Here is a 25666-nt window from a genome sequence, read left to right as displayed (position 1 = left end):
CCCTCTGTGCAAAAGGCAGCGATGACGGCTGCGCAGGGTGCCGTGTGCGGCGGCGCTCGGCATGGCCGCAGCGCATGAGGGCTCGACCGCCTCGCCCTGCTACTTCTTCGCTTCTTTCATCTCTTCGCGCCGGCGCGCCTGCAATTCGCGTTCGCGCGCGTCGATCACGGCCATGTCGTAGAACGAGGCATCGCTGGCCTTGCGCGCAATGGTCAACTGGTCGAGCGCGGCCAGCATGCCACCGCTGAGCGCGTACGATTCGGCCAACGCCAGGTGTTGCAAGGCAATCTTACCCTGCGCAGCGTAGGTCTTGGCCAGCAACTCGTGCAACTTCGGTTCTTCGCGGTACAACTGGGCTTGGTCACGCAGGAAACGCGCGGCCTCATCGAGCTTGCCGTTGACAATCATGGCGTCGGCGTACTGGCGCGCAATGCCGCGCGACAGTGGATAGCGCAGATGCGCCTGCTCGGCCTCCTTGAGCGCCAGTTGCTTGAGCGACGCCGGCTGGCCGGCCGCCAGCTTGATTTCCAGCGCCATGCTGGCAAACATGGCGGCGCCGTCGGAACTGGCTTGCCCGGTCGAAAACACCGCGCCCTCGGTCGGACGCATGGTGCCGCGCGCCTTTTCAAACCAGGTCTGGGCCTTGGCCAGTTCGCCTCTTTTGAGCGCCAGGAAGGCCAGTCCGTACTGGGCGCCGGCCTGCTGCTGGCGGCTTTGCTGGGTCAGTTGCGCATCGAAAAACGCGGCCGCATCCACCCGTCCCTGCGTGCTTTCGTCCTGCAGCACGCGGGCACGCGCGCGCACCAGGTGGAATTCCAGGCTGTCGACGCGCTGGCGGTAGGGGGTCTCGCGGATGCGCGCCTGGATGTCGGAAATGCGCTCCGAGGTCAGCGGATGGCTGCGCAGATAGGCCGGCATCAGGTCGCTGTAGACGCGGCTGGCCGCCTGCATGCGCCCGAAAAACGCCACCATGCCGGAGGTATCGTAGCCGCCGGCGCCCATGATCTGGAAGCCGATACGGTCGGCCTCGCGTTCGGCATCGCGGCTGAAATTGAGCTGGCGCTGGATCTGCAAGCCCTGCCCGCCCATGAATACGCCGATGGCGGCGTCCGAGCCGCCCTTCGACGCGAGCGCGGCCAAAATCATGGCCGCCAGCGGAATCAACGCATCCTGCTTTTGCTGGCCCAGCATGCGCGCGATATGGCGCTGCGCCACGTGACCGATTTCGTGCGACATGACCGACGCCAGTTCGGATTCGCTCTGGGCGGCCAGCAGCAGCGCCGAGTGCACGGCAATGAAGCCGCCGGGCAGCGCGAAAGCGTTGAGCATCGGATCGCGCACCGCGAAAAAGTAATAATCGGCGTTGGTCTCGCCGCGCGCGCCAGGATACGACGCCACCAGGCCGCTGCCGAATTCGTTGAGGTATTCCAGGATCGGATCGTCGTCGAGGAAATCGTGGTCGCGCCTAATGTCGCGCATGATTTCTTCGCCGAGCCGGCGTTCGAGCACCGGCGAGAGGTCTTCGCGCGCGGTGTCGCCCAGGGTCGGCAGGCTGGTGGCATTGAGATTGTTCTGGGCGGGAGCTGACGGCGCCAGGGCGCCCAGCGTCGTCGCCAGGGCGATGGAAAGCAGCGTGCGCGCGGACGAGCGGCGCGGCGGGCGCGGGTTGGCTGGAGCGGTTTTGGATTTCACGGTGCTATGATAACCGCAAGTGCGCCGCAAAGCAGCGGGCTCGCATTAGCGATAACCTGAACAGTCCTACTTCCCCCTTGAACCGATGACGACCTCACAAAACGACCAGCTTACCCATTTCGACGCCACCGGCCAGGCCCATATGGTCGACGTTGCAGGCAAGAGCGACACGCACCGCATCGCGGTGGCCGCCGGCACCATCCGCATGCAGCCGGCCACCATGGCGCTGGTGCTGTCGGGCAGCGCCAAAAAGGGCGATGTGCTCGGCATTGCGCGCATCGCCGCCATCATGGGGGCGAAAAAAACCAGCGAGCTGGTGCCGCTGTGCCATCCGCTGGCGATTACCCGGGTCGCCGTCGATTTCGAGGTCGACCAGGCGGCCAACAGCGTGCACTGCCGCGCCCAGGTCGAAACGGTCGGCAAGACTGGGGTCGAAATGGAAGCGCTCACTGCGGTCCAGGTCGGCCTGCTGACCATTTATGACATGTGCAAGGCGGTAGACCGCGGCATGGTGATGACCAATGTGCGGGTGCTGGAGAAGCAGGGGGGGAAATCGGGCGACTGGCACGCCGCCCTGGAAACGTAATCACGCCAACCGCAAACCGCTTTGCATGAAGAAAAGCCGGTTCTCCTGGCACTGCAACAGGCGCGTGTGGCGTGCAGGGTATCGGGACGGGCTGGCGTATTCGCGGCGGCGGGGATGTGAGCCCATGCATTTGCAGCCCGATTCTCCCTTCCTCACCCATCGCGGCATGTGGCCGGTACCATGGTGAGTGAACGCGCCGTACAGTTGACATGCCGCGCAGCGGAACCGCACGAAAGAAAGCTTATACCCCGGTACACGCCACCCCCGCGTGTTTTTTCAGGACTTCTGTCGAGCATAGCCAGCCTCCGTTGGTATCGCGCGCCCAAGTGATTTTCTTTCCATCAACGCTGGCCGGCCCCCCTACGATTGTACATATCAGCGTGGTAACGCCAACGGCCGCATCAGTGGCAGTATAGACACAGTTGGATGTTGAAGCTGGCAGTCGCGTTGCCGAAAATATCTCGGCGGCAGGTAAGCTAGGTTTCAGTACGAGCTCGACGTCGATACCGGTCTTGCCGGCGGCCGACTCCCCGATTGCCGAGCCGACCTTCGCCTTTGCCACATAATCCTGATAGGCGGGCAGCGCCAGCGCCGCCAGAATGCCAATGATCGCGACCACGATCATCAATTCAACGAGCGTAAAGCCGCATTGCGGCGACCGGCCGCACTTTCCTGTTGATGTCATAAGACCTCCAAAGTTATTGCTGTTTGTAGAGAAAAGAGTGAAGACTTGCGAAAACCTGATGACCACGCAAGTTCGACCCCATCCTCTACTGAAGGTTCAGCTGGTTATTTAGGTAGTCTGCTTTTCCTTGTGCCAGATCATGCCATGGCGCGCCCAAGCAATTTTGCCCATCCTGGGCGGATATCGGATCCGGCCCAATCGCTGCGTGGCCGCGTATCAATCAGCATCGAGACCAGCCCTCAAACGCTTCACTGATGCTAATGTAGCACTACACGTGCTGGCGGCATCGACCGATTCCGCCGATGACGCGGAAATTTTTTCTATCGGTGCCGTGCCGGATCGGCCAGGCCGCGCTCACGCCGGACAAAAAACCAAAAGCCCCGCAGCGCTGCACGCTGCGGGGCTTTTTAAGGCGTATCCGGACTGAGGACTTGCCTATACCAACTTAAGGTGCTGGTGCTGGTGCGGCGGTTGCGCACTCTTTAGGTTGCAGCTTGACAGGAACGTTGGTCGAGCAGGTCCATGCGCCGCTGACGCCAGAAACGTCGGCGGCACGCGTCCAAGTGATGTGCTTGCCGTCGATCAGGGAGTTACCTTTCAGGGTGCAGGCGATTACCGACACGCCCAAGGCTTCGGTCTTAGCGGTAATAGCGCAACGCTTGGTAGGGGTGGTTAAGCCGAAGTCGGTAACGACGGCGGTCAAGGTACCTTCAGCCAATTTCGTTTCTGCTTGAACTTTACCTGGGGTGATTTCAGCCAAGCCAGCAACGACTTGCGACTTCGACACGTAGTCCTGGTAAGCTGGCAGTGCAACAGCAGCCAAGATACCGATAATTGCCACAACGATCATCAGTTCGATCAGGGTAAAACCGGCTTGGGCTTTTTTCATCATTTTCATCGATTTCATTTTTACTACTCCTAGTTGTGATTAATTCGAAATTTGTGAACCGCACTTGAGTATATGCAAGCGCCGTGCCAGCTCGCTTCCGCCCATCAATCGACGTCAAAGCATGTAATTTTGCCAATTTTCGGCACCTAGATGACAGGGATTGCCAGCTCGAAGTGCCGTTTTTTGTCAGCACAGACCTTTTTGGCCGCTTTTTTGCGTCAAAACCTGACGATGGCCTTCCGCAGTGACAAAAACCGCATGCCGGGCGCCTCTGCCGGGAAGATCATCAAGTAGCAAGACAGAGCGCAGGCAATCCGCAGTCTTGTTCGTCATCCTGACTCGGCAGTTTATGGGCCGATCAGGATAGGCGGGCAAGCTCGCGCGAGCTCTATATAGAGAAGGTGGCATCAAGTGCAGCCGCTTGGCAGCCGGGCGCGGCGAGGGCACTGAGCAATCGACAATCGACAATCACCAGAATGCAAAAAGCCCCCTTAACAAGGGGGCTCGGCTGCTTAACGGCACATCAGGTGCATTCTTTCGGTTTGATCGTCGCAGGGAGGTTGGAAGTGCAGGTCCACGTGCCGGCCACCCCGCCACTGTCCTCGCTGCGCGTGAGGGTGATGAGAGAACCATCCACATTGCTGTTGCCCGTCAATGTGCATTCGAGCTTGCTTCCACCGTTGGGGGCGATCGACATCGTAATAGCGCAGCGCTTGGTCGCGGACGCCATGCCCAAGTCTTCCGGAACCGTCATGACCGTCTCAATCCCTTCCGCAACCTTGGTCTCAACGATGACCTTGGCAGCGCTGATTTCCGCCAGGCCCGTCATTGCCTGTGCTTTCGAGACATAATTTTGATACGCCGGCAGCGCAACGCTGGCCAAAATTCCGATAATTGCCACAACAATCATCAATTCGATCAAGGTAAAACCAGCCTGGATGCGGTGGCGCGTGTTTGTCGGTGTCATCTCATTCCCCCAGCGCAGACATAATTGCCTACAGTAAATTATTCTGGAGTAGTTGCAATTGCCGTGCCAGCGTTTTTAGCGAAGTTTGGGCCGGCTCAAGGATCTTAGTGGCAAAAAAACGCCAATTTCCGCGACTGGAATACAAAAATTGTCACTTTCTACGGACAATTTTTGCCATGCTGCCGCCTCGGGATGCGTCAGCGGCGCTCGCGTCTCCTATTCAGGCGTCAAGGAAAACACCATATCGGCACCGGCCAGCTCGATGGCGTCGCCATGCTGAAGGCGGCGTGGCGTCTTGCCGGGAGACACTCCATTGATGAGCGGCGCCACATTGCCATCCACATGCGCCAGGTAATAGGCGCCGTTCTGGCGCGTAATGGCCACCACCTGCACGCCGGGCTTGCCCAAGGTCGACAGCGGCTTGGTCAAGGCCAGCCGCTTGCCGGCGTTGGGACCAGTCTTGACCTCGATCGACCCGAGCAGGTTGCCCGTATCGGCAAGCGCGTCCGGCATTGCGCGCCGCGGTCCGCCAATGAATTCGAGCTGAAAACGCGCCACGACGATGGTGTCGTGATCTTCCAGCATATGCTTGGCCACCCGCTTGCCGTTGACATAGGTGCCGTTGGTGCTGCCCAGGTCTTCCACGAACACATCGTCCATGATGAAGTTGAACGCCGCGTGGGAACCGCTCATGGCCGGGTGCGGCAGGACGATGTCGTTGTCGGGCTTGCGCCCGAGCGTCATGCGGTCCTTGTCGAGCTCGACCTCTCGTATCACCGCCTGATTGCGCGATATGATAATTTTCGCCACTCTTGCCCTCCGGTGGGTGACCCGCCAACGAGAACGGGGAGCTTGCGCTCCCCGTCATTATTCACTACCTTTGCCCTTGCTTACAAATTACAGCATGGCTTTGAGCAAACGCGCCATTTCCGACGGGTTTTTGGTCGCTTTAATACCGCAGGCTTCCATGATGTCGAGCTTGGCTTGCGCGGTGTCGGCGCCACCGGAAATCAACGCACCGGCATGGCCCATGCGCTTGCCCGGAGGCGCGGTCACGCCGGCGATGAAGCACACCACCGGCTTTTTCATGTTGTCCTTGATCCAGTAAGCCGCATTGCCTTCGTCAGGACCGCCGATTTCGCCGATCATGATAACCGCGTCGGTATCCGGATCGTCGTTGAACATCTTCATGACGTCGATGTGCTTCAGACCGTTGATCGGGTCGCCGCCGATGCCCACTGCCGACGACTGGCCCAGGCCCAGCGCCGTCAACTGACCAACCGCTTCGTAGGTCAAGGTGCCCGAACGCGAGACCACGCCGATGCGGCCCTTGCGGTGGATGTGACCCGGCATGATGCCGATCTTGATTTCGTCTGGCGTGATCAGGCCCGGGCAGTTAGGACCGAGCAGCAGGGTCTTGGAGCCGGCCTTGGCCATGCGGTCCTTGAGCGCCATCATGTCGCGCACAGGAATGCCTTCGGTGATGCAGATTGCCAGGTCGAGTTCGGCTTCGACGGCTTCCCAGATCGCGGCGGCCGCGCCTGCCGGCGGCACGTAGATCACCGACACGTTGGCGCCGGTTTCTTTTTTCGCTTCAGCAACGTTAGCGAAAATAGGAATGCCTTCGAAATCTTCGCCGGCCTTCTTCGGGTTCACGCCGGCAACGAAGCATTCCTTGCCATTCGCGTAATCGCGGCACATGCGGGTGTGGAATTGACCGGTCTTGCCGGTAATCCCCTGGGTGACTACTTTTGTATCTTTATTGATCAGAATCGACATGTTTGTTCCTTCGAATTAGGCCGGATTAGGCTTTATGAGCAGCAGCAGCCGCTACCACGGCCTTGGCTGCGTCTTCCATCGTATCGGCGGCGATGATCGGCAGGCCGGAGTCGGCCAGCATCTTCTTGCCGATGTCTTCGTTGGTGCCCTTCATGCGCACAACCAGCGGCACGGTCAGGGAAACGGCTTTCGATGCGGTGATCACGCCTTCGGCGATCACGTCGCAACGCATGATGCCGCCGAAAATGTTGACCAGGATGGCTTTCAGGCCTGGGTTTTTCAACATGATCTTGAACGCTTCGGTGACTTTTTCAGCCGTTGCGCCGCCGCCCACGTCGAGGAAGTTGGCAGGCTCGCCGCCGAACAGCTTGATGGTGTCCATGGTGGCCATGGCCAGGCCGGCGCCGTTGACCAGGCAGCCGATGTTGCCGTCGAGCGAGATGTAAGCCAGGTCGAACTTGGAAGCTTCGACTTCGGCCGCGTCTTCTTCGTCCAGGTCGCGGTAAGCGACGATGTTCGGCTGGCGATACAGGGCGTTCGAGTCGAAGTTGAATTTGGCGTCGAGCGCGATGACCTTGCCGGAACCGGTCAGTATCAGCGGGTTGATTTCGGCCAGCGAAGCATCGGTTTCCCAGTAGGCTTTGTACAGGCCTTGCAGCTGAACGCGCGCGTCGGCGATCGATTCAGGCGGCACGCCGATCTTGGCCGAAATCTGGTCCGCTTCGGCGTCGGTCAGGCCGACCGATGGGTCGATCGCGATCTGGTGGATTTTTTCCGGGTTCGAATGGGCAACTTCTTCGATGTCCATGCCGCCTTCGGAGGAAGCCATCAGCACCACGCGCTGGCTGACGCGGTCGGTGACCATCGACACGTACAGTTCTTTCTTGATGTCCGCGCCTTCTTCGATCAGCAGGCGGCGTACTTTCTGGCCTTCCGGGCTGGTCTGGTGCGTGATCAGCTGCATGCCCAGGATCTGTTCTGCGTATTCCTTGACTTGTTCCAGCGACTTGGCGACCTTCACGCCGCCGCCCTTGCCGCGACCGCCAGCATGGATCTGTGCCTTGACTACCCAGACCGGACCGCCGAGCGTCTCGGCTGCTTTTACAGCCTCTTCCACGGACAAGCACGGAATGCCGCGCGGTACCGTCACTCCATACTGCCGGAGGATTTCTTTGCCTTGATACTCATGGATTTTCATGCTGGCTTCCCTTCTTCTGATACTGATTTGTAGAAATACGGTTGAAATGCGGAAAAAAACGGGAAAGCGAGGCTAACCCGGTACAGCTTTCGCCACCCAGCGCGGATAGTACACCGCGACGGCAGGACCCTCGGCCCGCAGGGCATGGCATTTGTCGATCTGGAACGGCTTTTCCGGCAAGGGATCGTGACCCGGCCCGTCGCGGGTCTGGATCACGTCGTTGGCATAAGCCTGGATCGCCGCCGTCGGCAGGATCTGGGCCAGTTCGCTCAGGTGCGTGCAGCCAAGCACGCCGGACAGCCGCTCTTTGATGCCAAGGCGAAAGCCCTTCATCAAGGACAGACCGATCAATTTTTTGTAAGCCGGCGCTATGGTATCGCAATAGCCCGGGTAGGGAACCGCATCGGACGCGGCTTCGGCATCAACAATGGTCAGCTCGCGGTTGATGGTGATGCGCAGGTGCAGGTTGTGCAGGGGCATGCCGCCGCTTCTGACGCCCGAGGCCAAGGTGACGTCGCGTACTTTGATGTCGGTGATACGGGCGTCGAGATCCCACAGGCCATCATCGCGCGCGTACGCTGCGACTTCGATGGCGCGCGTATGCCGCAGGGCGCGAGGGACGGGTGAAGACAGGGGCATGAAGACAAGACCAATGCCGGAAAATGCGGCGTAAATAGTTGCAGCCGGTGTGCACATCGTGCACGTTGCCGCAGCTTCTACGGCAACAACCGCTCATGCGGCGCTGCTTAAACCACAAAAGTTTAGCACATGCGGGAGGCCAGTTGCGCTGCAACATGGTTTTTTGGGGCAAGATGCGCGAAATTTCATCAGTCGGGGCGATTTTGGTATCGGTTGCGCGGGGCGCATGTGGCCGCTTCAATGAAGAAGAGCTTGGGGACGGCCCGTCCAGCGACGCATCAGCCCGTGTCCGTTTGTCAGACCTGACCCCGTTCCGTTTGTCAGACCTGACCCCGTTCCGACCCTGCCCTGTTGCGTGTGCGGGTGTCGGACCTGCCCCTGTCACCTTTATTACTCGCCCCCTCGGCGAGCATCATGAATTTCATGTGCTCTAACAACTTCTTGCGATGGATTTTCAATAAATCTAAATAAGTCGGATCGTCGTTGTAAATCTTCGAGGTTCCAAGGATCAGTTCTATTTTTATAGGCATCATCGTACGAAGTCATCAAAGCAATTCTGTCGACCTCAGAAATTTCGTTCAATTTCCTTGAAAAAACCTTAGTGTAGTCAATCAATAAATCTCTGCTTCCCCAATAACTTCTGTGCAAATCGGATTCAGATAGACTGCCACTTCTCCTTAATTTTTCCAGTTGAACGAGGAATGCTGTTAATTTATCACTAAATACTTTGTAATCAATCAAAAGACTCCGCAAATCCATCCGTTCCCACTCTGGAGGAGGCCGTGGAAGAAGGCTAAAGTTTTTGTCGAAGTTTTCTATAATCAACTTGAATGCACTTTCCCTGCTCTCGCCCGATCGCTGCGAACCTCCGACAACCTCGTTTGAATCGATACGCTTTACCTCAACTCTAACAATCCAGAAATTCGGCTTTACCTCACGACATTGCATATCGACGTAATAATATTTATCACGCCATCTCTGTGCAAATTCTTCTATTTTTGACATGATCAGGCGCAACTAGCGAGTGCTAGTTCAAGTTGAAGCAATTTAGCCTCGAGAGCCTTAATTCTGTCACGATGTCCTTTTCCTCTCGAATTATTGACGTCACATAGCTTTAGATCCCCAGATCGCCATGCTATCGCTGCCTTAAGTGTTTTAATAGCCCACTGAATCGCCGCACAGCCACTCCACGACTGTGTGTCGAGCGCACTTTGCTCATCTAGATGATCAGGATGGTCTCTAAACCCATCTTCGCCCCATTGATCGCCAAACTCATCGTAATCCGAGTCTTGGACGTTGCAAACCAAAGCCAATACACATGCCGCGATTGTTCCTGCCATCCCATATTTGCGTGCTGCAGTCCCGATTGCAGCGACAAGAACCCGACCACCGACTACCCGAACACCGATAGCGACTCCCGCACCAACAGGTGACAATCCCGTTGAATCAGAAAATGATAATGGATTACCCGCAACATAGCCATACGTGTTGATCCCCCCCTTTAGCCCAATCGGATCAGACTGGATATACCGTCCGGTCTGCGGATCATAATCCCTGTGGTAGTTGTAGAACAAATTTGTATTTTTGTCGTAATACTGCCCCGGCATCCGCATATTGAAGGTAAAGGCACCAGCTCCGCTTGGATTCTCGTTCGGCGGCGTCAAGCCAAACGGATCACCATTGTCCCAGCGCCAGACAATTTTATTGTCGGGCGTACGTGTAATCATCCGTGGCGCTCCCAAATGATCCGGATGAATATGAAACACATTGGTCGCCGTGCTTTGCGCGGGTGCGGTACCCGTGACTGTCTGAGTCAATACTGCCACCGGCAGATTGCCCAAGTATACTGTCTCGCGGGTCGGCTTGCCATTGGTGTAAGTATACTCGCCGGCCAGTTGCCCTTGCTCATCATAGACGAACACCCCGCCACTGTAGCCTTGGAAAACACGCTGGTCGAGCCCATTGAAGAGCTGGTAAATGGTCATCGCACCATTCTGGATGCTGTACGGACGACCTCGTCCGCTGTAGGTCACGACAAGGGTACCATCGCCAGTCAGATTGCCGGCACCGTTATAGGTATTGGTCTTGGCTGGCGCCGGACCTGTTGTGGCGGTCAGCTTGTTACTGGCAGGATCGATGGTGTTGGTGTAGCTGTTCGCCCCAAACCCCGCTTTGATGCGATTGCCACTGGCATCGTAGGCATATGTCTGGCTAACGCCGTTGCCGCCATAGCTGATCAGGCGATCAAGTTCGTCGTAGCCGAAGGTCTGGTTAAGACTGGCGGGGCTGGGCGCCGTGCCGGTGCCCGTATGCGTATAACCTTTGATGCGGCTGGCGGCGTCGTAACTGACCGTACGCACGATGCCGTTAGCCGAAGGGCTTCCCAATGTATAGCTGCTGATGCGGCCGTTGAGGTCATAGGCGCGTTGATGCGCGTACTGGCTTGCCGGTACGCTGTTGCCCCACGTCCAACCAGTCGTTCCACCAAACGGCGCATAGGTGATATTGCTCAGCAAAACGATGCTGCTGCCAGTGTTTGTGCCGCTACCGCTAGCCTGAACGGGATTGAGCACAATGCTGGTGACTTGCCCCGCATTGTTGTAGCCATAATTGACGCGGTTGCCGCTCGGGTACGTCATGCTTGCTAACTGGCCGACGGCATTGTAGGCATAGCTTAGCGTATGGGTGGTGTTGTAGACCCCGCCGATCGTATTCTGCGTTTTGGTCGCCAGCCGCCCCAATTCGTCGTAGGTATAGCTGGTATTGCCCGATTCGTCCGTCATCCGGCTCAGTTTGCCGATCGCGTTAGGAATTGGGGTAGCCCCGCCATCGTATTCAAATGTGGTGCTGACCGTACCGGTGTAGTCGATCCGGGTCAGGCGGTTGAGCGCGTCGTAGGTGTAGGTATTCGTTTTACCTCGGCCGTCCACACTCGTTTTCAGATTGCCTGCGGCGTCATAAGTCGACTTGGTCAGGCCCGTGTCGGGGCTGCCCAGCTCGGCTTGATTACCCAGGCCGTCGACCGCATAGCGCGTCTCCAGATTGCGCGGATCGGTCACCGTTGCCAGCTGGTCGATGCCGTCGTAGGCCAGCTTGATGGTCGGGCGTGCGCCGTTGGTTAGCGGTTGCTGGATCTGCTTTACACGGTCGAGCGGATCGTAGGCCTGGTTGCTTACCCGTCCGAGGGGATCGGTGATCTCCGTCAGGTTGCCGCCCAGGTCGTACTGGTAGCGGGTGGCTTCGGCTGGCACTGTCTGCGCCGCTGCCACGGTTCCGGTATAGGCGCCCAGCAGGGGCGTATAGGTCATCACTACGATCATTGCGCCGGACGTCAAACGGCTGAAGATACGGCGGGTCATTGTGCTGCTCCGGTTTGGCTCGTCAAACGGCCTGTAATGTCATAGGTGCGGGTAATCTGGCGCGCCAGGTTGCCGTTGGGGTCGCGCACTTCTTCCTTGATCCTGTTGCCGGTCAGGTCGAGCGTGTAAATGATGCTCTCGCCGCGGTTGTTGGAAATGGACGTCAAGCGCTGTGCGATGTCGTAGGCATACGTCGTGACACTGTTGTCGGGCAGCGTGACCGTTTTGACCTGGCCGGAAGGCGTGTAGTCATAGCTGGTCGTCTGCGTCGAGGTGCCGTTCGATATGGCTTGCGAGGCAACCAATCCCCGTGGGGTGTAGCTCAGGGTTGTCGTGACGCCGTTCGGTGCGCGAATCGTGCGAACGTGGCCATGGGCGTCGTAGTCCGAGAACGTGGTCGCCTGGTTGGCGGCATTCGTTACCTTGATCAGCTCGCCAGTGGTCGGATCGTAGTCATAGGTGGTGCGGTCGACGATGTCGGTACGCGGGCCGGTTACTGTTTTCAGTTGCCCGATGTTGCTGTACGTGTACGTCCAGGTCCGGATGCTGCCCGTGACCGGCGCACTCAATCCCTGAGCGCCTGTCAAGTCGGTGGTGGCCTGCTCGGACTTGCTGATCAGGTTGCCGGCCGCGTCGTATTTGTATTTCGTAATACGCTTGGGTTCGGCGATTGCTTCACGCAGGCGGAATTGCGCGTGCCATTTGGTAGTCGTTTTACGTACTGGCAGTGCGAGCGTTTGTGCGGTCAGCAGCGGGAAACAATCTGCGTTGGCGACGCCTTCGACGCGAGCCGTTTCAAGGTAGCGGGCGTTTTCGTAAGCAAAGCAGCTGTAATTGTTATTGAAATCCTTGGTTTTCGTCACATTGCCGATACTATCGTACGCACGCTCGGCAATTGTTCCGCATTCCACGCAAGGACCGTCAATAGCAGTGGTTTTTGCGATACCGAGCACATACGTGTTGTTGTAAGTCCGTACCGACGCCTGCGGTTTTTCCTGAGCACCGACTTGATGCGTAACTGTTGCTGTCGCGTTGCCAGTGGCGGGGTACGCAAGCGTTACCTTGTCCATTGATTCGCCAACTTGCGACGACGTTGCGCGGCCCGAGCAGTCATAGGTCCAGGTGATGTAACGTTCTTCGTTTTCGTCAACCAAACCGGTCATCAAATTGATAAACGGCGTGGGGCCAAAGCCATTACCGATTTTCTCTTTTAAGTTGGTGCACGTTCCACCGCCGTTGATTTTGCTGTCTTCGTTGTAAAAATAGGTTTGACTTTTACCATCAGGGTAAGTGACCTTGGTCAGGTTGTTTGCCTTGCAGGCAAGCGTTTTTTCATTGCCAGGGACGCAGCCGCCCGACAGGCCATCGTATTCGTAGAGATAGGACTGATTAGCCGGATCGATCATTTCGCTGATCCTTCCCTTATTGTCGTACCTGAATTGAAGCTGCCGTCCCCAATGATTTGTCACGCACAGCAGACGGCCGGCAGGTAGAAGAACGCCAGGGTGGGCGCTGGCACACGCTGGGGCATTGATAGGAAATCGGCTGGTCGCGGTGTCATTGCTGACCCCGTCACTGTAGGTCATGACTTGCTGAAGTCCATTACGCTCGGTGGTCGATAATAATGAACCGGTCCGGCTAAAACGTTCGATACGGTCATTTTTCCCGCTGGTGAGAATCCATTCTTGCACGGCAACATCGTCAGTGGCCATGATGGCCACCAGTTGCTCATTGACGTTCGCTTTGCTTGTATAGCTGCCAACGCCGCTTTTTGAAAACAGAATTTGCTTCCCATCCGGGAGCGCGATTGATACAGCCGAAGGTATCTTCTCCACGCTTGGGAAACCACTTACGCACTCGAGTTCGCCACTGTCGAAGCGCCAGCATTGGCCGCTTTTTGGGTCGATATCTTTCAGTTCCGCCCTGAGAGACTTATTAAATGAGTGGGTCCAGCGGACCCCGAAGCCACGAATAGTGGTGGGATCAGCATAAATTGGCGAACTGTTGTAAATGCGATTCAGCGTCAAGTCGCTCGCAGACTTTGGAGCTTGGTAGTCGGTGATCACATGCCACATATTGCCCGTTGCTGGTGTGATTGGCTGACCAGCGTCGCAGTCGGGGCACTGCGGCCCCACATTGCCGGCATCCGCATCTGGGCGGGGCTCGTAACGACCATGACGGCACTGCCCGGCAGGGGTGAAATAGCGATAGCCTTCAGCTAAGCTGCACACAGTCCTTGTCCGGACAACTGACACGGCGCCAGCGTTCGCTTCATCCAGTTGGCCTGAACACCCTCCGGATTGGTACTTCAAATAGCCACGAATACTCCAGCTTGTCGACCCCTCGTATTCTATGCCGTCGGCTGTTACCCCGTCAGGATACCAGCTCACCCCCGGTTGACGGTGCTCCAAGTAAAAATTGCATAGATTACTATCTTTTCTGGTTTCATTTATGCTACCGCGAACGAACGCAAGCCACCCCTCCAAGGTAGGCATTGCTGTGGCAGGATACCCCGGCGCCCCGTACCTAAAAGGGCCTACATAGTCCGGCCCTCCAGCGTGGGCACTGAAGCTAGTGCAGATAAGTAGAATTGCTATGGTGCTGTTCACGATTTGCCGGACAGTTGCCCATGCACGAAACAGCTGACACTTCGAAAATATAGACATTCACAAGCTTTCAAGATCATTCAAGGCTCGATTATCTCATATACTTTTGTAAATTTTTTCAATTTAGAAAAATTTGTCGCCCACAGGTAACGTTAGTGGAAATCGCTCTCAAAACGATTTTTCATCTTGCTTTTTCCTTACGGATCCAGCTGAGTAAGCATTCCGGTCATGCTTGAGCCGATATGGGGACACCCGGCAAAACCATTGATGGCGTTGCATGTCTAGCGAGGAAACAATCTGAGAAGCGTTGGCGCTTCCCTTAGCGAACGACGCAGCGTGGCGTCACTTCAGCTAAAGAAATAGGCGCGGAATAGGAGCGATGCCCACCACTAAAGGGCGGCAAAAAACAACAGGGCGGAAAAGCGTAGCGCCTTCCACCGTTGAGGAGTATGACGGGCGTACCAGCCCGGCATACGGCGAAAGGCGCTCCGCTTTTCCGCCCACGGGCGTAACCCAGAGACGTGGCGCCAGCGTTGCGGCGCACTTGTAAAAACAACCCGCAAACAAGGGGATATATTAATTACCGATAATGCATATTCATCACCCGGACCGGCTTAATCATCATCCGGATCGCGCCCCTGCATCGCCGCCTTGACCGCGCGCTGCGAAAAACCGCGCTGCATCAAGAACCGCATCTGCTTGTTGCGCTCGGCGGGATCGGTCGCCACCGTGCCGTACTTGCGCTCCCACACCTCGCGGGCGCGCGCCATCTCGCTGTCGGCAAGACCCGCCTTGAGTTCCTGCAAGGCTTCCCCCCTGACCCCGTGACTTTGCAACTCGGCCATGATGCGGCTGTTGCCGAAGCGCGCCGAGCGGCGGTGAATCAGGGATTCGGAAAAACGTTCCTGCGACAGCCAGTTGTTTTTCTCGAGAAAATCGAGAAGGGCCTCGACATCGTCGCCCTCCTCCGCATGGCGCGCCAGCTTGCGCCCCAGCTCAAGCCGGCTGTGCTCGCGCATCGACAGATAGCGCAGGGCACGGCCTTTCAGGCTCAAATGGGGTGCTGCCATCGCCAGGCCCGCCGATTACTCGGGGACAGCCTTCAGCTTGGCCGCCTTGACGGCAGGCTCCTCGCCAGCGACCGGCGGCAGTTCGCGCACGCCGAGAGCGACACGTACCTTGTTTTCGATCTCGCGCGCCAGAGCCGGACGCTCCTTGAGGTAAATACGCGCATTATCCTTACCCTGGCCGATACGTTCGCCGTTATAGCTGTACCAGGAACCCGACTTCTCGACGATCTTGTTATCCGCACCCAGATCCAAAATCTCGCCTTCGCGCGACGTGCCTTCGCCATACAGGATGTCGAAGTGCGCTTCCTTGAACGGCGGCGCGATCTTGTTCTTGACGACCTTGACCTTGGTTTCGTTACCGATGACTTCGTCGCCGGACTTGATCGAACCGGTACGGCGGATGTCCAGGCGCACGGAGGCGTAGAACTTGAGCGCGTTACCACCGGTGGTGGTCTCAGGGCTGCCGAACATGACGCCGATCTTCATGCGGATCTGGTTAATGAAGATCACCAGGGTGTTGGTGCGGTTGATCGAACCGGTCAGCTTGCGCAGGGCCTGGGACATCAAGCGTGCCTGCAAACCCGGCAGGGAGTCGCCCATGTCGCCTTCGATCTCGGCGCGCGGGGTGAGCGCGGCCACCGAGTCGATGACGACCAGGTCGACGCTGCCCGAACGCACCAGCGCGTCGGTGATTTCCAGCGCCTGTTCGCCCGTGTCCGGCTGCGAAATGAGCAGTTCGGACAGGTTGATGCCCAGTTTTTGGGCATAGCCGACGTCCAGCGCGTGCTCGGCATCGATAAAGGCGCAGGTGCCGCCCAGTTTTTGCATTTGCGCGATGGTCTGCAGGGTCAGCGTGGTTTTACCCGACGATTCAGGACCGTAGATCTCGACCACGCGGCCGCGCGGCAGGCCGCCCACACCCAGCGCGATATCCAGGCCAAGCGAGCCGGTCGAGACGACCTGCACATCTTCGACCGGCGCGTTGGCGTCCATGCGCATGACGGAGCCCTTGCCGAACTGCTTTTCAATCTGCGCCAGGGCAGCGGCCAGCGCCTTGCCCTTCTCGCCAGCATTTAATACGGTTTTTTTATCGTCCATAACTTTCTTTCAGTCCAGAGAGTGGTCCAGATCAAGGGCGGGTAGCACGTCACAGGCACTACTGTACAAATAAACAGTGGTTTATGCAAGCGGCACACGCCTCAGTTTCAAAAAAATTCCCGGCGTTGCGGCAAATGAAACACAATAGCCCTAATTAGACGTCCCGGTGCCCCCATGCGTATTTTACTTGCCGAAGATGATAGCGTGCTTGCCGATGGATTGACGCGCTCCTTGCGCCAGTCCGGCTACGCCATCGATTGTGTGAAGAACGGACAGGAGGCCGATACCGCCCTGTCCACCCAGGAATTCGACCTCTTGATCCTCGACCTGGGCTTGCCGCGCCTGTCCGGGCTGGAAGTGCTGCGCCGCCTGCGCGCGCGCGCCTCGCTGTTGCCGGTGCTGATCCTCACTGCGGCCGACTCGATCGAGCAGCGGGTCAACGGCCTCGACCTGGGCGCCGACGATTACATGGCCAAGCCGTTCGCCCTGTCCGAGCTGGAAGCGCGCGTGCGCGCCCTGACCCGGCGCGGCGCCGGCGGCGGCGCAGCCGTGGTGCGCCACGGCCCGCTGGCGTACGACCAGGTCGGGCGCAGCGCCTATATCAACGAGCAGATGCTGGACTTGTCGGCGCGCGAACTGGGCTTGCTCGAAATTTTGCTGGCGCGCGCCGGGCGCCTGGTGTCCAAGGAACAACTGGTCGACCATTTGTGCGAATGGGGCGAGGAAGTGTCGAACAATGCCATCGAAGTCTATGTGCACCGCCTGCGCAAGAAAATCGAGGTGGGCGGGGTGCGCATCGCCACCGTGCGCGGCCTGGGCTACTGCCTGGAAAAATTCCCTGACGCCGGACGCGGCGCTCCCGACACGGGCGCGGCATCGAAGTGAGCGTGCGCGACGCCGCCCTGGCGCCGCCGGAGGCGCCGGAGGCGCCGGACGCCCTCGACACCTTGTATGTGCCGCCCGGCGCCGAGCTGGAAGAAAACATCCAGCATTCCCTGTTCGGCGAAATCCTCGACTGGATGCTGGCGCCCTTGCTGCTGCTGTGGCCGATGAGCATCGCCATCACCTACCTGGTGGCCAAGTCGATCGCCAACCAGCCCTTCGACCATGCGCTGGAAGACAGCATCACCGTGCTGGCCCAGCAGGTGCGCGAAGTCGACGGCAAGGTGTTCTCGCGCCTGCCCGGCAGCGCGCGCGACATCCTGCGCGCCGACGATGTGGACCAGGTGTTCATCCAGATCAGCGGCCCGCGCCGCGAGCACATCGATGGCGACCGCGACCTGCCCCTGCCGCCAGATGACGAGCGCCTGCGCAACGGCCGCGTGCATTTCCGCAATGACTTGATGCACGGTACGCCGGTGCGCATCGCCTTTTCCTATGTCAACCTGCGTCCGCTGGCCAAGCGCGGCGACGAACCCTGGGCCGCCCTGGTGCAGGTGGCCGAAACGCTGGACAAGCGCGCCCAGCTGGCCAACGAAATCATCAAGGGCGTGATCCTGCCCCAGTTCATCATCTTGCCGATCGTGCTGGCCCTGGTTTGGTTCGCGCTCGCGCGCGGCCTGTCGCCGCTGGCGCAGTTACAGGAACGCATCCGCGCGCGCCGTCCCGACGATCTCTCGCCCATCGATTCGCGCCAGGTGCCGGAAGAAATCTCGCCGCTGGTCGGTTCGCTCAACGACATGCTCGAACGCCTGTCGCAAACCATCGAAATGCAAAAGCGCTTCATCGCCGACGCCGCGCACCAGATGAAAACCCCGCTGGCCGGCATGCGCATGCAGTCCGAACTGGCGCTGCGCCAGCTCGACCCCGAAGAAATCCGCCGCTCGCTCGAGCAGTTGGCCAAGAGCTCGGAATCGGCCACGCGCCTGGTCAACCAGTTGCTGGCCCTGGCGCGCGCCGAAAACCAGCCCAACGCCGGCCTCGCCTACGAAGTGCTGGACCTGCGCGACAGCGCGCGCGACACCGTGCAGGACTGGGTGCAAGCCTCGTTCGCGCACCGTATCGACCTTGGCTTCGAGCAGCCCGACGCGCCGGTGCCGATCGCCGCCAACGCCATGATGCTGCGCGAAATGCTCTCTAACCTGATCGACAACGCCCTGCGCTACACCCCGGCCGGCGGCAGCGTCACCGTGCGCGTGCGGCGCGAGTTTGATCTGGCGATCCTGGAAGTGGAAGACAGCGGTCCCGGCATCGCCCCGGCCGAGCGCGCCCACGTGTTCGAACGCTTCTACCGCATCCTCGGCAACAGCGCGCCCGGCAGCGGCCTCGGGCTGGCCATCGTGCGCGAGATCGCCCAGCAGCACGGGGCCGAGGTCGACATTGTCAACAATCCGCGCAGCGGACAAAAAAAATCGCCCGGCTGCCTGTTCCGCCTGACCTTCCCGCCGCCGCGCGTCACCGATGAGGACAACAGCTGATGCCGACCGCCCTTGGCTCCCTGGCCGAGCAGCGCCGCCGCCTGGTGGCCGCGCGCCGCATTCACTGGCGCCGCACGCGCCGCCTCACCGCCATCCTCCTGCTGGTGTGGCTGGCGAGCACCTTTTGCACCGTGTTTTTCGCGCGCGAACTGGCCGCCTGGTCGCTGGCCGGCTGGCCGCTGCCGTTCTACCTGGCCGCCCAGGGCGCCTCGCTGGTGTACCTGGCCATCCTCGGCGTGTACGTGCTGGCGATGCGGCGCGCCGACCGCCGCTTCCTGGCCCTGCTCAAAGCCGCGCCCGGGGCGAGCTCGTGAGCGCCGCGTTCCGGCGCCTGAGCCGCTACTACCTGTGGTTTACGGCCGGCTTCGTCGCCTTCATCGTCGCGCTGTCCCTGCTCGAACGCGAAGGCATGCCGCGCGTCTGGCTCGGCTACCTGTACATGTTCGCCACCATCGTGCTGTACGCCGCCATCGGCGTGATCAGCCGCACCTCGAACGTGACCGAATACTATGTGGCCGGACGGCGCGTGCCGGCCTTGTTCAACGGCATGGCCACCGCCGCCGACTGGATTTCGGCGGCCAGCTTCATCAGCCTGGCCGGCGGGCTGTACCTGCACGGCTTCGACGGCCTGGCCTACATCATGGGCTGGACCGGCGGCTATTGCCTGGTGGCGCTGCTGATCGCGCCCTACCTGCGCAAGTTCGCCCAGTACACCATTCCCGATTTCCTGGCGGCGCGCTACGGCGGCGGCGCCGGCGGGCGCGGCGGGCCGGTGCGGGTGATGGCGGTGGCCGCCACCATCATCGTCTCGTTCACCTACGTGGTGGCGCAGATCTACGCGGTCGGGCTGATCGCGTCGCGCTTTACCGGGGTCGACTTTTCGGTCGGCATCTTCCTCGGGCTGGCCAGCATCCTGGTGTGCTCGTTCCTGGGCGGCATGCGCGCCATTACCTGGACCCAGGTGGCGCAGTACATCATCATCCTGGTGGCGTTTTTGCTGCCCACCATGTGGCTCTCGCTCAAGCATGCCGACAATCCGGTGCCGCAGGTCGCGTACGGCGCCGTCATGCCCAAGCTGGCCGCGCGCGAGGCCGAACTGGAACGCGACCCGCGCGAGCGCGAAGTGCGCGCCATCTTCGCCCAGCGCGCCGCCGCCTACGGCGCGCTCGCGGCCAGCCTGCCCGGCTCGTGGGAAAGCGGGCGCCAGGATGTGCAACACCGGCTCGACGCGGTGCGCCTGCGCAATGCCACCATGGGCGATATCCGCGCCGCCGAGCGGGCCCTGGTGCTCTATCCCAAGAGCGCCGAAGACGCCGCGCGCCTGTGGAGCAGCGCGCGCGCGGCCAACCTGGCCCGTTCCCTGCCGCCCCAGCCGCACGCCACGCCGTTTCCGGGAGCCGACCGCGACGCTTCCGACATTCGCCGCAACAACTTTTTGGCGCTGGTGTTTTGCCTGATGCTGGGCACGGCCGCGCTGCCGCACATCCTGATGCGCTCCTACACCACCGGCTCGGTGCACGACACCCGCGTGTCGGTGTTCTGGACCCTGTTCTTCATCCTGCTCATTTACCTGTCGATCCCGGCGCTGGCGGTGCTGATCAAGTACGACCTGTACAGCGCGCTGGTGGGCACCAGATTTTCCCACCTGCCCAGCTGGATCAGCTACTGGGCCAATGTCGACAAGCTCCATCCCCTGATCAGCATTGCCGACATCAACGGCGACGGCATCGTGCAACTGGCCGAAATCGCCATCGACGGCGACATGCTGGTGCTGGCCACGCCCGAAATCGGCGGCCTGCCCTACGTCATCTCGGGCCTGGTGGCGGCCGGCGGGCTGGCGGCGGCGCTCTCGACCGCGGACGGGCTACTGCTGGCCATTTCCAACGCGCTCTCGCACGATTTTTACTACAAGGTGCTCGACCCGGGCGCCTCGACCCAGAAGCGGGTCACCATTTCCAAGCTGCTGCTGCTAGGGGTGGCCTTCATCGCCGCCTACGCCGCCTCGCAAAAGCCGGCCGACATCCTGTCCCTGGTGGGCGCGGCTTTTTCGCTGGCGGCCTCAACCCTCTTTCCGGCGCTGGTGCTGGGCGTGTTCTGGAAGCGCGCCAACCACGCCGGCGCGCTGGCCGGCATGGCGGCCGGTTTCAGCGTGTGCCTGTACTACATGCTGCACACCAACCCCATCCTCGGCGGCAACGCGGCCGGCCAGTGGTTCCACATCGCGCCCATGTCGGCTGGGGTGTTCGGGGTGCCGGCCGGCTTGCTGGTGCTGGTCGTGGCCAGCCTGCTCACGCGGGCGCCGGATGCGCGCGCGCACGGCCTGGTCGACCATGTACGCGCGCCCGAATGACGAATTGTCGTAACAACGCAGCGGCGCCGCGCAACGCGCTGGCGGCCGCTGCGGCACGCGCCTAGGATTGATCGGGCGACGGCGCCACGCCGCGCGTTTCGTCTTCCGACCAGCGAGTTTTTATGTCCGCCCACCTGCCGCACCTGCTGCACTTGTTGCGTGTCGCGTTCCTGTGCGCCGCGACCCTGCTGATCCCCGCCGCCGGCGCCGCCGGGCCGGCCGCGCCGCCACCGCCCCTGGCCGACTTCTTCGACAACCCGGCCTTCAGCGCGGCGCTTCTTTCGCCCGACGGCAAGTTCCTCGCGGTGCGCTACAACAAGGACAAGCAGCGCGACCGCCTGATCGTGATCGAACTGGCCAACCAGGCCGTCAAGGTGGTGGCCAGCTTCAGCGACCGCGACGTCCGCAATTTTCAGTGGGTCAACAACGAGCGCCTGGTGCTCGACACCACCGACAAGACCGTCGGGCCGGGCGACGAGCGCTACTGGCCGGGCCTGTACGCGGTCAACCGCGACGGCGCCAGGTTCCGCCAACTGGTGCAGGCCAGCGGATCCTTTCTGCAGCAGCGCGTCGTGGCCAGCAACGTTTTGCCGGCCAACCATTTCCTGGTACGGCAGACCGGGGCCCAAACCTCAGACGATGTGTACGTCATCAATCCCAAGCGCGAAGGCTTGCACGGCGACGGCGACCTCAAATATGTCAACCTGCTGCGCCTCAATACCGTGACCGGGCGCAGCGAGACGGTGCGCCGGCCCGGCCCGGCGATCGACTGGCTGCTCGACCACAAGGGCGAGCCGCGCATCTGCATCACGCTCGACAAGAATATCCAAACCACCTGGTACCTGGACCCGGCCAACAATCAATGGCGCGAGATCGCCGCCTTCGACGCCTACCTGGGCGGCCAGGATGCCTTCACGCCGCTGGCCTTCGCCCCCGACGGCAGCCTGTACGTTAGGAGCGCCAGGGGCAAGGACAAGCAGGCCCTGCATACCTTCAACCTGGGCACCCTGCAGATCAGCGCGGAACCGCTGGTGGTGCTGGCCGACTACGATTTCAGCGGCGAACTGGTCACCACGCGCGACAAGCTGCTCGGCGTGCGCTACCTGAGCGACGCCCGCTCGACGGTGTGGTTCGACGCCCGCATGAAAACCCTGCAGGCGGCCATCGACGCCGCCCTGCCGGCCACCGTCAATCTGGTCGAGGTAGCGGCGCACGCCGAGGCGCCGTGGGTGCTGGTGCACTCGTATTCCGACCGCCAGCCCGAGCGCTACCTGTTGTACAACCTCGAGAGCGGCAAGTTCAACCCGGTCGGCAGCACCCATGAACGCATCGTGCCGGCCAGCATGGCCGCGCAGGAAGCGGTGCGCTACAAGGCGCGCGACGGCCTCACCATCCCGGCCTGGCTGACCTTGCCGAACGGCTCGCCGTTCGGCTCGCCCTTCGGCGCGCCCTTGGGCACGGGCAAGAACCTGCCGCTGGTGCTGCTGGTGCACGGCGGCCCCTGGGTGCGCGGCGGCGAATGGGGCTGGTCGGCCGAGAGCCAGTTCCTGGCCTCGCGCGGCTACGCGGTGCTCGAACCCGAATACCGCGGCAGCACCGGCTTCGGCCGGGCGCACTACCACGCCGGCTGGAAGCAATGGGGCTTGAAGATGCAGGACGACCTCGCCGACGGCGCCCGCTGGGCCATCGCCCAGGGCATCGCCGACCCCAAGCGCATCTGTATCGCCGGCGCCAGCTACGGCGGCTACGCCGCGCTGATGGGACTGGTGAACGATGGCACCTTGTACCAGTGCGCCATCAACTGGGTCGGCGTGACCGACATCAACCTGCTCTACACGGGCCACTGGAGCTTTACCTCCGACATGAGCAGCGACTACCTGAAGTATGGCGCGCCGACCCTGATCGGCGACCCGGTCAAGGATGCGGCCCAGTTGCGCGCCACCTCGCCGTTGCTGCAGGCCGCGCGCATCCGCCAGCCGGTGCTGCTGGCCTACGGCGCGGTCGACCGGCGCGTGCCCCTGTACCACGGCAAGAAGTTCGTCGAGGCGCTCAAGGAGCACAATCCCAACGTCGAATGGGTGGTGTACCAGGAGGAAGCGCACGGCTGGTCCTTGCCCAAGAACCGCATCGATTTCTGGGGCCGGGTCGAACAATTCTTGCAGCGCCATATCGGTACGCCGCGCGAGGCCGGCGACCGATAGCACTGGCGCGGCGGTTGGCAAAACGATAGTATTGACAGAACAGACAGAAACAAGGTCTCCCCCTCCCTTTAGCGAGCCAATCCATGCCCGTTTTACGCCCCTCCCTCCTGCACCTTGCCGCCCTGCTCGTCTGCGCCCTGGCCGCGCCCGCCTTTGCCGCCGAGCCGGTGGCAAAGGCGCCGCCCCCGATCGCCGATTTTTTCGACAACTCGGTCTTCAGCGATGCCGAACTCTCACCGAACGGCAAGTCCCTGGCCGTGCGCTTTTCCAACGACAACAAGCGCGACCGCCTGATCGTGATCGACCTGGCCAGCAACGCCACCAAGGTCGTGGCCCAGTTCGACGATCGCGATGTCAACGCCTTCCAATGGGTCAATAACGAGCGCCTGGTGCTGAACTCGACCGACAAGACCATCGGCCAGGGCGACGTCGTCAGCGGCCCGGGCCTGTTCGCGGTGAACCGGGACGGCACTAATTTCAGGCAACTGGTGCACGTCAACTGGGCGGCACTCCAGCAACACAGCGTGACCCGGATTACCTTGCCGCCCAACCATTACCTGGTGCGGCAGAAAGGCGCGCAAGCTTCCGACGATGTGTACGTGATCAATCCCCAGCGCGACGGCATCCGCGAGAACGGCGACATCAAGTACGTCAACCTGATCCGCCTGAACACCGTGACCGGACGGACCGAGACGGTCAATCGGCCGGGGCCGGCCCAGGGCTGGCTGCTCGACCACAAGGGCGAACCGCGCCTGTGCATCACGCTGGAAAAAAATATCCAGACCATCTGGTATCGCGATCCGTCCAACAATGAATGGCGCACCCTGGCCTCCTTCGATGCCTACGCGGGCGACGAAGATGCCTTCACGCCGCTGGCCTTCGGTCCGGACGGCACCCTGTACGTGAGGAGCGACGCCGGCAAGGACAAGCAGGCGCTGCATACCTTCGACCTGGTCAACAAGCGCATCAGTGCCGAGCCGCTGGTGTCGCTGACCGACTACGACTTCAACGGCAGCCTGGTCACCTCGGGCGAGAAGCTGCTCGGGGTGCGCTACCTGAGCGACGCGCGCGCCACGGTGTGGTTCGACAGCAAGATGAAAACCTTGCAGGCGAGCATCGACGCCGCCCTGCCCTCGACCGTCAACCTGGTCAAGCCGGCGGCGCGCCCCGACAGTCCTTGGGTGCTGGTGCAGTCGTATTCCGACCGGCAACCCGCGTACTACGCCTTGTACAACAGCGAGACCGGCAAGTTCACTGGCGTCGGCGGCACCCATGAGCGCATCGTGCCGGCCAACATGGCCGAGCGCGAATTAGTGCGTGTGGCGGCGCGCGACGGCTTGCCGCTGCCGGCCTGGCTCACCTTGCCGAATACGGGCAGCGTGGGCAAGGACAAGCGCAAGAACCTGCCGATGGTGGTGCTGGTGCACGGCGGGCCTTACGTGCGCGGCGGCGAATGGGGCTGGTCGGCCGACAGCCAGTTCCTGGCCTCGCGCGGCTACGCGGTGCTGGAACCCGAGTTTCGCGGCAGCACCGGTTTCGGCAACAAACACTACAAGGCCGGCTGGAAGCAATGGGGCTTGAAGATGCAGGACGACATTGCCGACGCCACCAGATGGGCGATCGCCCAGGGCATCGCCGACCCCAAGCGCATCTGCATCGCCGGCGCCAGCTACGGCGGCTACGCCACCCTGATGGGCCTGGCGAACGATCCGGCCCTGTACAAGTGCGGCATCAACTGGGTCGGCGTGACCGACATCAACCTGCTCTACACGGGCCACTGGAGCTTTGCCTCCGACATGACCGCCGGCTACCTCAAGTACGGCGCGCCGATCCTGATCGGCGACCCCGACAAAGACGCGGCCCAGCTGCGCGCCACCTCGCCGCTGCAGCAGGCCGCGCGCATCACCCAGCCGCTGCTGTTGGCCTACGGCGCCGCCGACAAGCGCGTGCCTCTGTATCACGGCAAGAAATTCCGCGACGCCGTCACCGCCACCAACCCGAACGTCGAATGGGTGGTGTACCAGGAAGAAGGGCACGGCTGGGCGTTGCCAAAAAACCGCATCGACTTCTGGGGACGGGTCGAAAAATTTCTCGGCCGCCACATCGGCACACCCTGAAACGATTCCACTG

The 25666-nt window shown here is 60.9% G+C and carries 20 protein-coding genes and 1 pseudogene; 7 read left to right on the top strand and 14 right to left on the bottom strand.

Translation table 11 applies throughout. The annotated features are described in order from the left end of the window. Positions 1-99 precede the first annotated feature (99 nt). Entirely contained in the window at positions 100-1605 is a 1506-nt protein-coding gene (locus tag F2P46_RS23250) for a M48 family metalloprotease (protein ID WP_229509425.1), read from the bottom strand. Between the two features lie 172 nt (positions 1606-1777). Between F2P46_RS23250 and moaC the strand changes: the two genes are divergently transcribed. Beyond that, positions 1778-2278 carry a cyclic pyranopterin monophosphate synthase MoaC gene (gene moaC / locus F2P46_RS23245; protein ID WP_166894624.1) on the top strand — a complete coding sequence of 167 codons (501 nt, stop codon included), beginning with the start codon at positions 1778-1780 and terminating at the stop codon, positions 2276-2278. A gap of 241 nt (positions 2279-2519) precedes the next feature. Here the strand turns inward: moaC and F2P46_RS37900 are convergent, their stop codons facing one another. From F2P46_RS37900 to recA, 13 genes and pseudogenes are all read right to left on the bottom strand, one after another. Beyond that, positions 2520-2963 (bottom strand): pilin, encoded by a 444-nt coding sequence (locus F2P46_RS37900; protein ID WP_166894622.1) that lies wholly within the window; start codon positions 2961-2963, stop codon positions 2520-2522. 445 nt (positions 2964-3408) lie between these two features. After that, positions 3409-3750, bottom strand: a complete 342-nt coding sequence (locus F2P46_RS23235) for a pilin (protein ID WP_368737947.1) — start codon at positions 3748-3750, stop codon at positions 3409-3411. Further along, a pseudogene (locus tag F2P46_RS37890) lies at positions 3736-3870 on the bottom strand (prepilin-type N-terminal cleavage/methylation domain-containing protein); the annotation flags it as partial. The pseudogene F2P46_RS37890 and the gene F2P46_RS23235, both read right to left, overlap by 15 nt. A gap of 505 nt (positions 3871-4375) precedes the next feature. Further along, positions 4376-4819 carry a pilin gene (locus tag F2P46_RS23230; RefSeq protein ID WP_166894620.1) on the bottom strand — a complete coding sequence of 148 codons (444 nt, stop codon included), beginning with the start codon at positions 4817-4819 and terminating at the stop codon, positions 4376-4378. Positions 4820-5035: 216 nt separating this feature from the next. Continuing rightward, complete coding sequence (locus F2P46_RS23225) at positions 5036-5629, bottom strand: FHA domain-containing protein (protein WP_166894618.1); 594 nt, start codon at positions 5627-5629, stop codon at positions 5036-5038. An 87-nt stretch (positions 5630-5716) separates the two neighbouring features. Beyond that, on the bottom strand, positions 5717-6598 hold the full coding sequence (sucD, locus tag F2P46_RS23220; RefSeq protein ID WP_166894617.1) for a succinate--CoA ligase subunit alpha: 882 nt from the start codon (positions 6596-6598) through the stop codon (positions 5717-5719). 25 nt (positions 6599-6623) lie between these two features. Further along, complete coding sequence (gene sucC, locus F2P46_RS23215) at positions 6624-7796, bottom strand: ADP-forming succinate--CoA ligase subunit beta (protein ID WP_166894615.1); 1173 nt, start codon at positions 7794-7796, stop codon at positions 6624-6626. A 72-nt stretch (positions 7797-7868) separates the two neighbouring features. Then, the gene (locus F2P46_RS23210; RefSeq protein WP_166894666.1) at positions 7869-8435 is read right to left on the bottom strand and encodes a DUF2889 domain-containing protein; all 567 of its coding nucleotides are present in this window, start codon (positions 8433-8435) and stop codon (positions 7869-7871) included. Between the two features lie 390 nt (positions 8436-8825). Then, positions 8826-9440, bottom strand: coding sequence for a hypothetical protein (locus F2P46_RS23205; protein ID WP_166894613.1), 615 nt, complete (start codon positions 9438-9440; stop codon positions 8826-8828). A gap of 2 nt (positions 9441-9442) precedes the next feature. Further along, positions 9443-11794: an RHS repeat protein gene (locus F2P46_RS38590; RefSeq protein ID WP_166894611.1), complete on the bottom strand. Its 2352-nt coding sequence runs from the start codon at positions 11792-11794 to the stop codon at positions 9443-9445. Continuing rightward, entirely contained in the window at positions 11791-14184 is a 2394-nt protein-coding gene (locus tag F2P46_RS23195; protein ID WP_208296741.1) for a DUF6531 domain-containing protein, read from the bottom strand. Before F2P46_RS23195 ends, F2P46_RS38590 begins: the two co-directional genes overlap by 4 nt. 830 nt (positions 14185-15014) lie before the next feature. Further along, the gene (gene recX / locus F2P46_RS23190) at positions 15015-15470 is read right to left on the bottom strand and encodes a recombination regulator RecX (RefSeq protein ID WP_166894607.1); all 456 of its coding nucleotides are present in this window, start codon (positions 15468-15470) and stop codon (positions 15015-15017) included. A gap of 15 nt (positions 15471-15485) precedes the next feature. Next, entirely contained in the window at positions 15486-16568 is a 1083-nt protein-coding gene (gene recA / locus F2P46_RS23185; protein ID WP_166877971.1) for a recombinase RecA, read from the bottom strand. A gap of 174 nt (positions 16569-16742) precedes the next feature. On the opposite strand from recA, the gene F2P46_RS23180 reads away from it, so the two are divergent. The 6 genes from F2P46_RS23180 to F2P46_RS23155 all read left to right on the top strand — a co-directional run bounded on the left by F2P46_RS23180 (position 16743) and on the right by F2P46_RS23155 (position 25653). Continuing rightward, on the top strand, positions 16743-17453 hold the full coding sequence (locus F2P46_RS23180; RefSeq protein WP_166894605.1) for a response regulator transcription factor: 711 nt from the start codon (positions 16743-16745) through the stop codon (positions 17451-17453). A gap of 62 nt (positions 17454-17515) precedes the next feature. Next, positions 17516-18985 carry a sensor histidine kinase gene (locus tag F2P46_RS23175; protein WP_229509421.1) on the top strand — a complete coding sequence of 490 codons (1470 nt, stop codon included), beginning with the start codon at positions 17516-17518 and terminating at the stop codon, positions 18983-18985. Continuing rightward, complete coding sequence (locus F2P46_RS23170) at positions 18985-19299, top strand: sodium/substrate symporter small subunit (protein ID WP_166894600.1); 315 nt, start codon at positions 18985-18987, stop codon at positions 19297-19299. Before F2P46_RS23175 ends, F2P46_RS23170 begins: the two co-directional genes overlap by 1 nt. Beyond that, positions 19296-21335, top strand: coding sequence for a sodium:solute symporter family protein (locus F2P46_RS23165; RefSeq protein WP_166894598.1), 2040 nt, complete (start codon positions 19296-19298; stop codon positions 21333-21335). Before F2P46_RS23170 ends, F2P46_RS23165 begins: the two co-directional genes overlap by 4 nt. A gap of 122 nt (positions 21336-21457) precedes the next feature. Next, complete coding sequence (locus tag F2P46_RS23160) at positions 21458-23536, top strand: S9 family peptidase (protein ID WP_166894596.1); 2079 nt, start codon at positions 21458-21460, stop codon at positions 23534-23536. Positions 23537-23619: 83 nt separating this feature from the next. Next, the gene (locus F2P46_RS23155; protein ID WP_166894594.1) at positions 23620-25653 is read left to right on the top strand and encodes an alpha/beta fold hydrolase; all 2034 of its coding nucleotides are present in this window, start codon (positions 23620-23622) and stop codon (positions 25651-25653) included. The last annotated feature ends 13 nt before the right edge of the window (positions 25654-25666 follow it).

It is taken from the genome of Massilia sp. CCM 8734, assembly GCF_011682155.1.
GTDB classification, from domain to species: domain Bacteria; phylum Pseudomonadota; class Gammaproteobacteria; order Burkholderiales; family Burkholderiaceae_D; genus Telluria_A; species Telluria_A rubra.
This window is presented reverse-complemented; position numbering and strand designations above follow the sequence as displayed.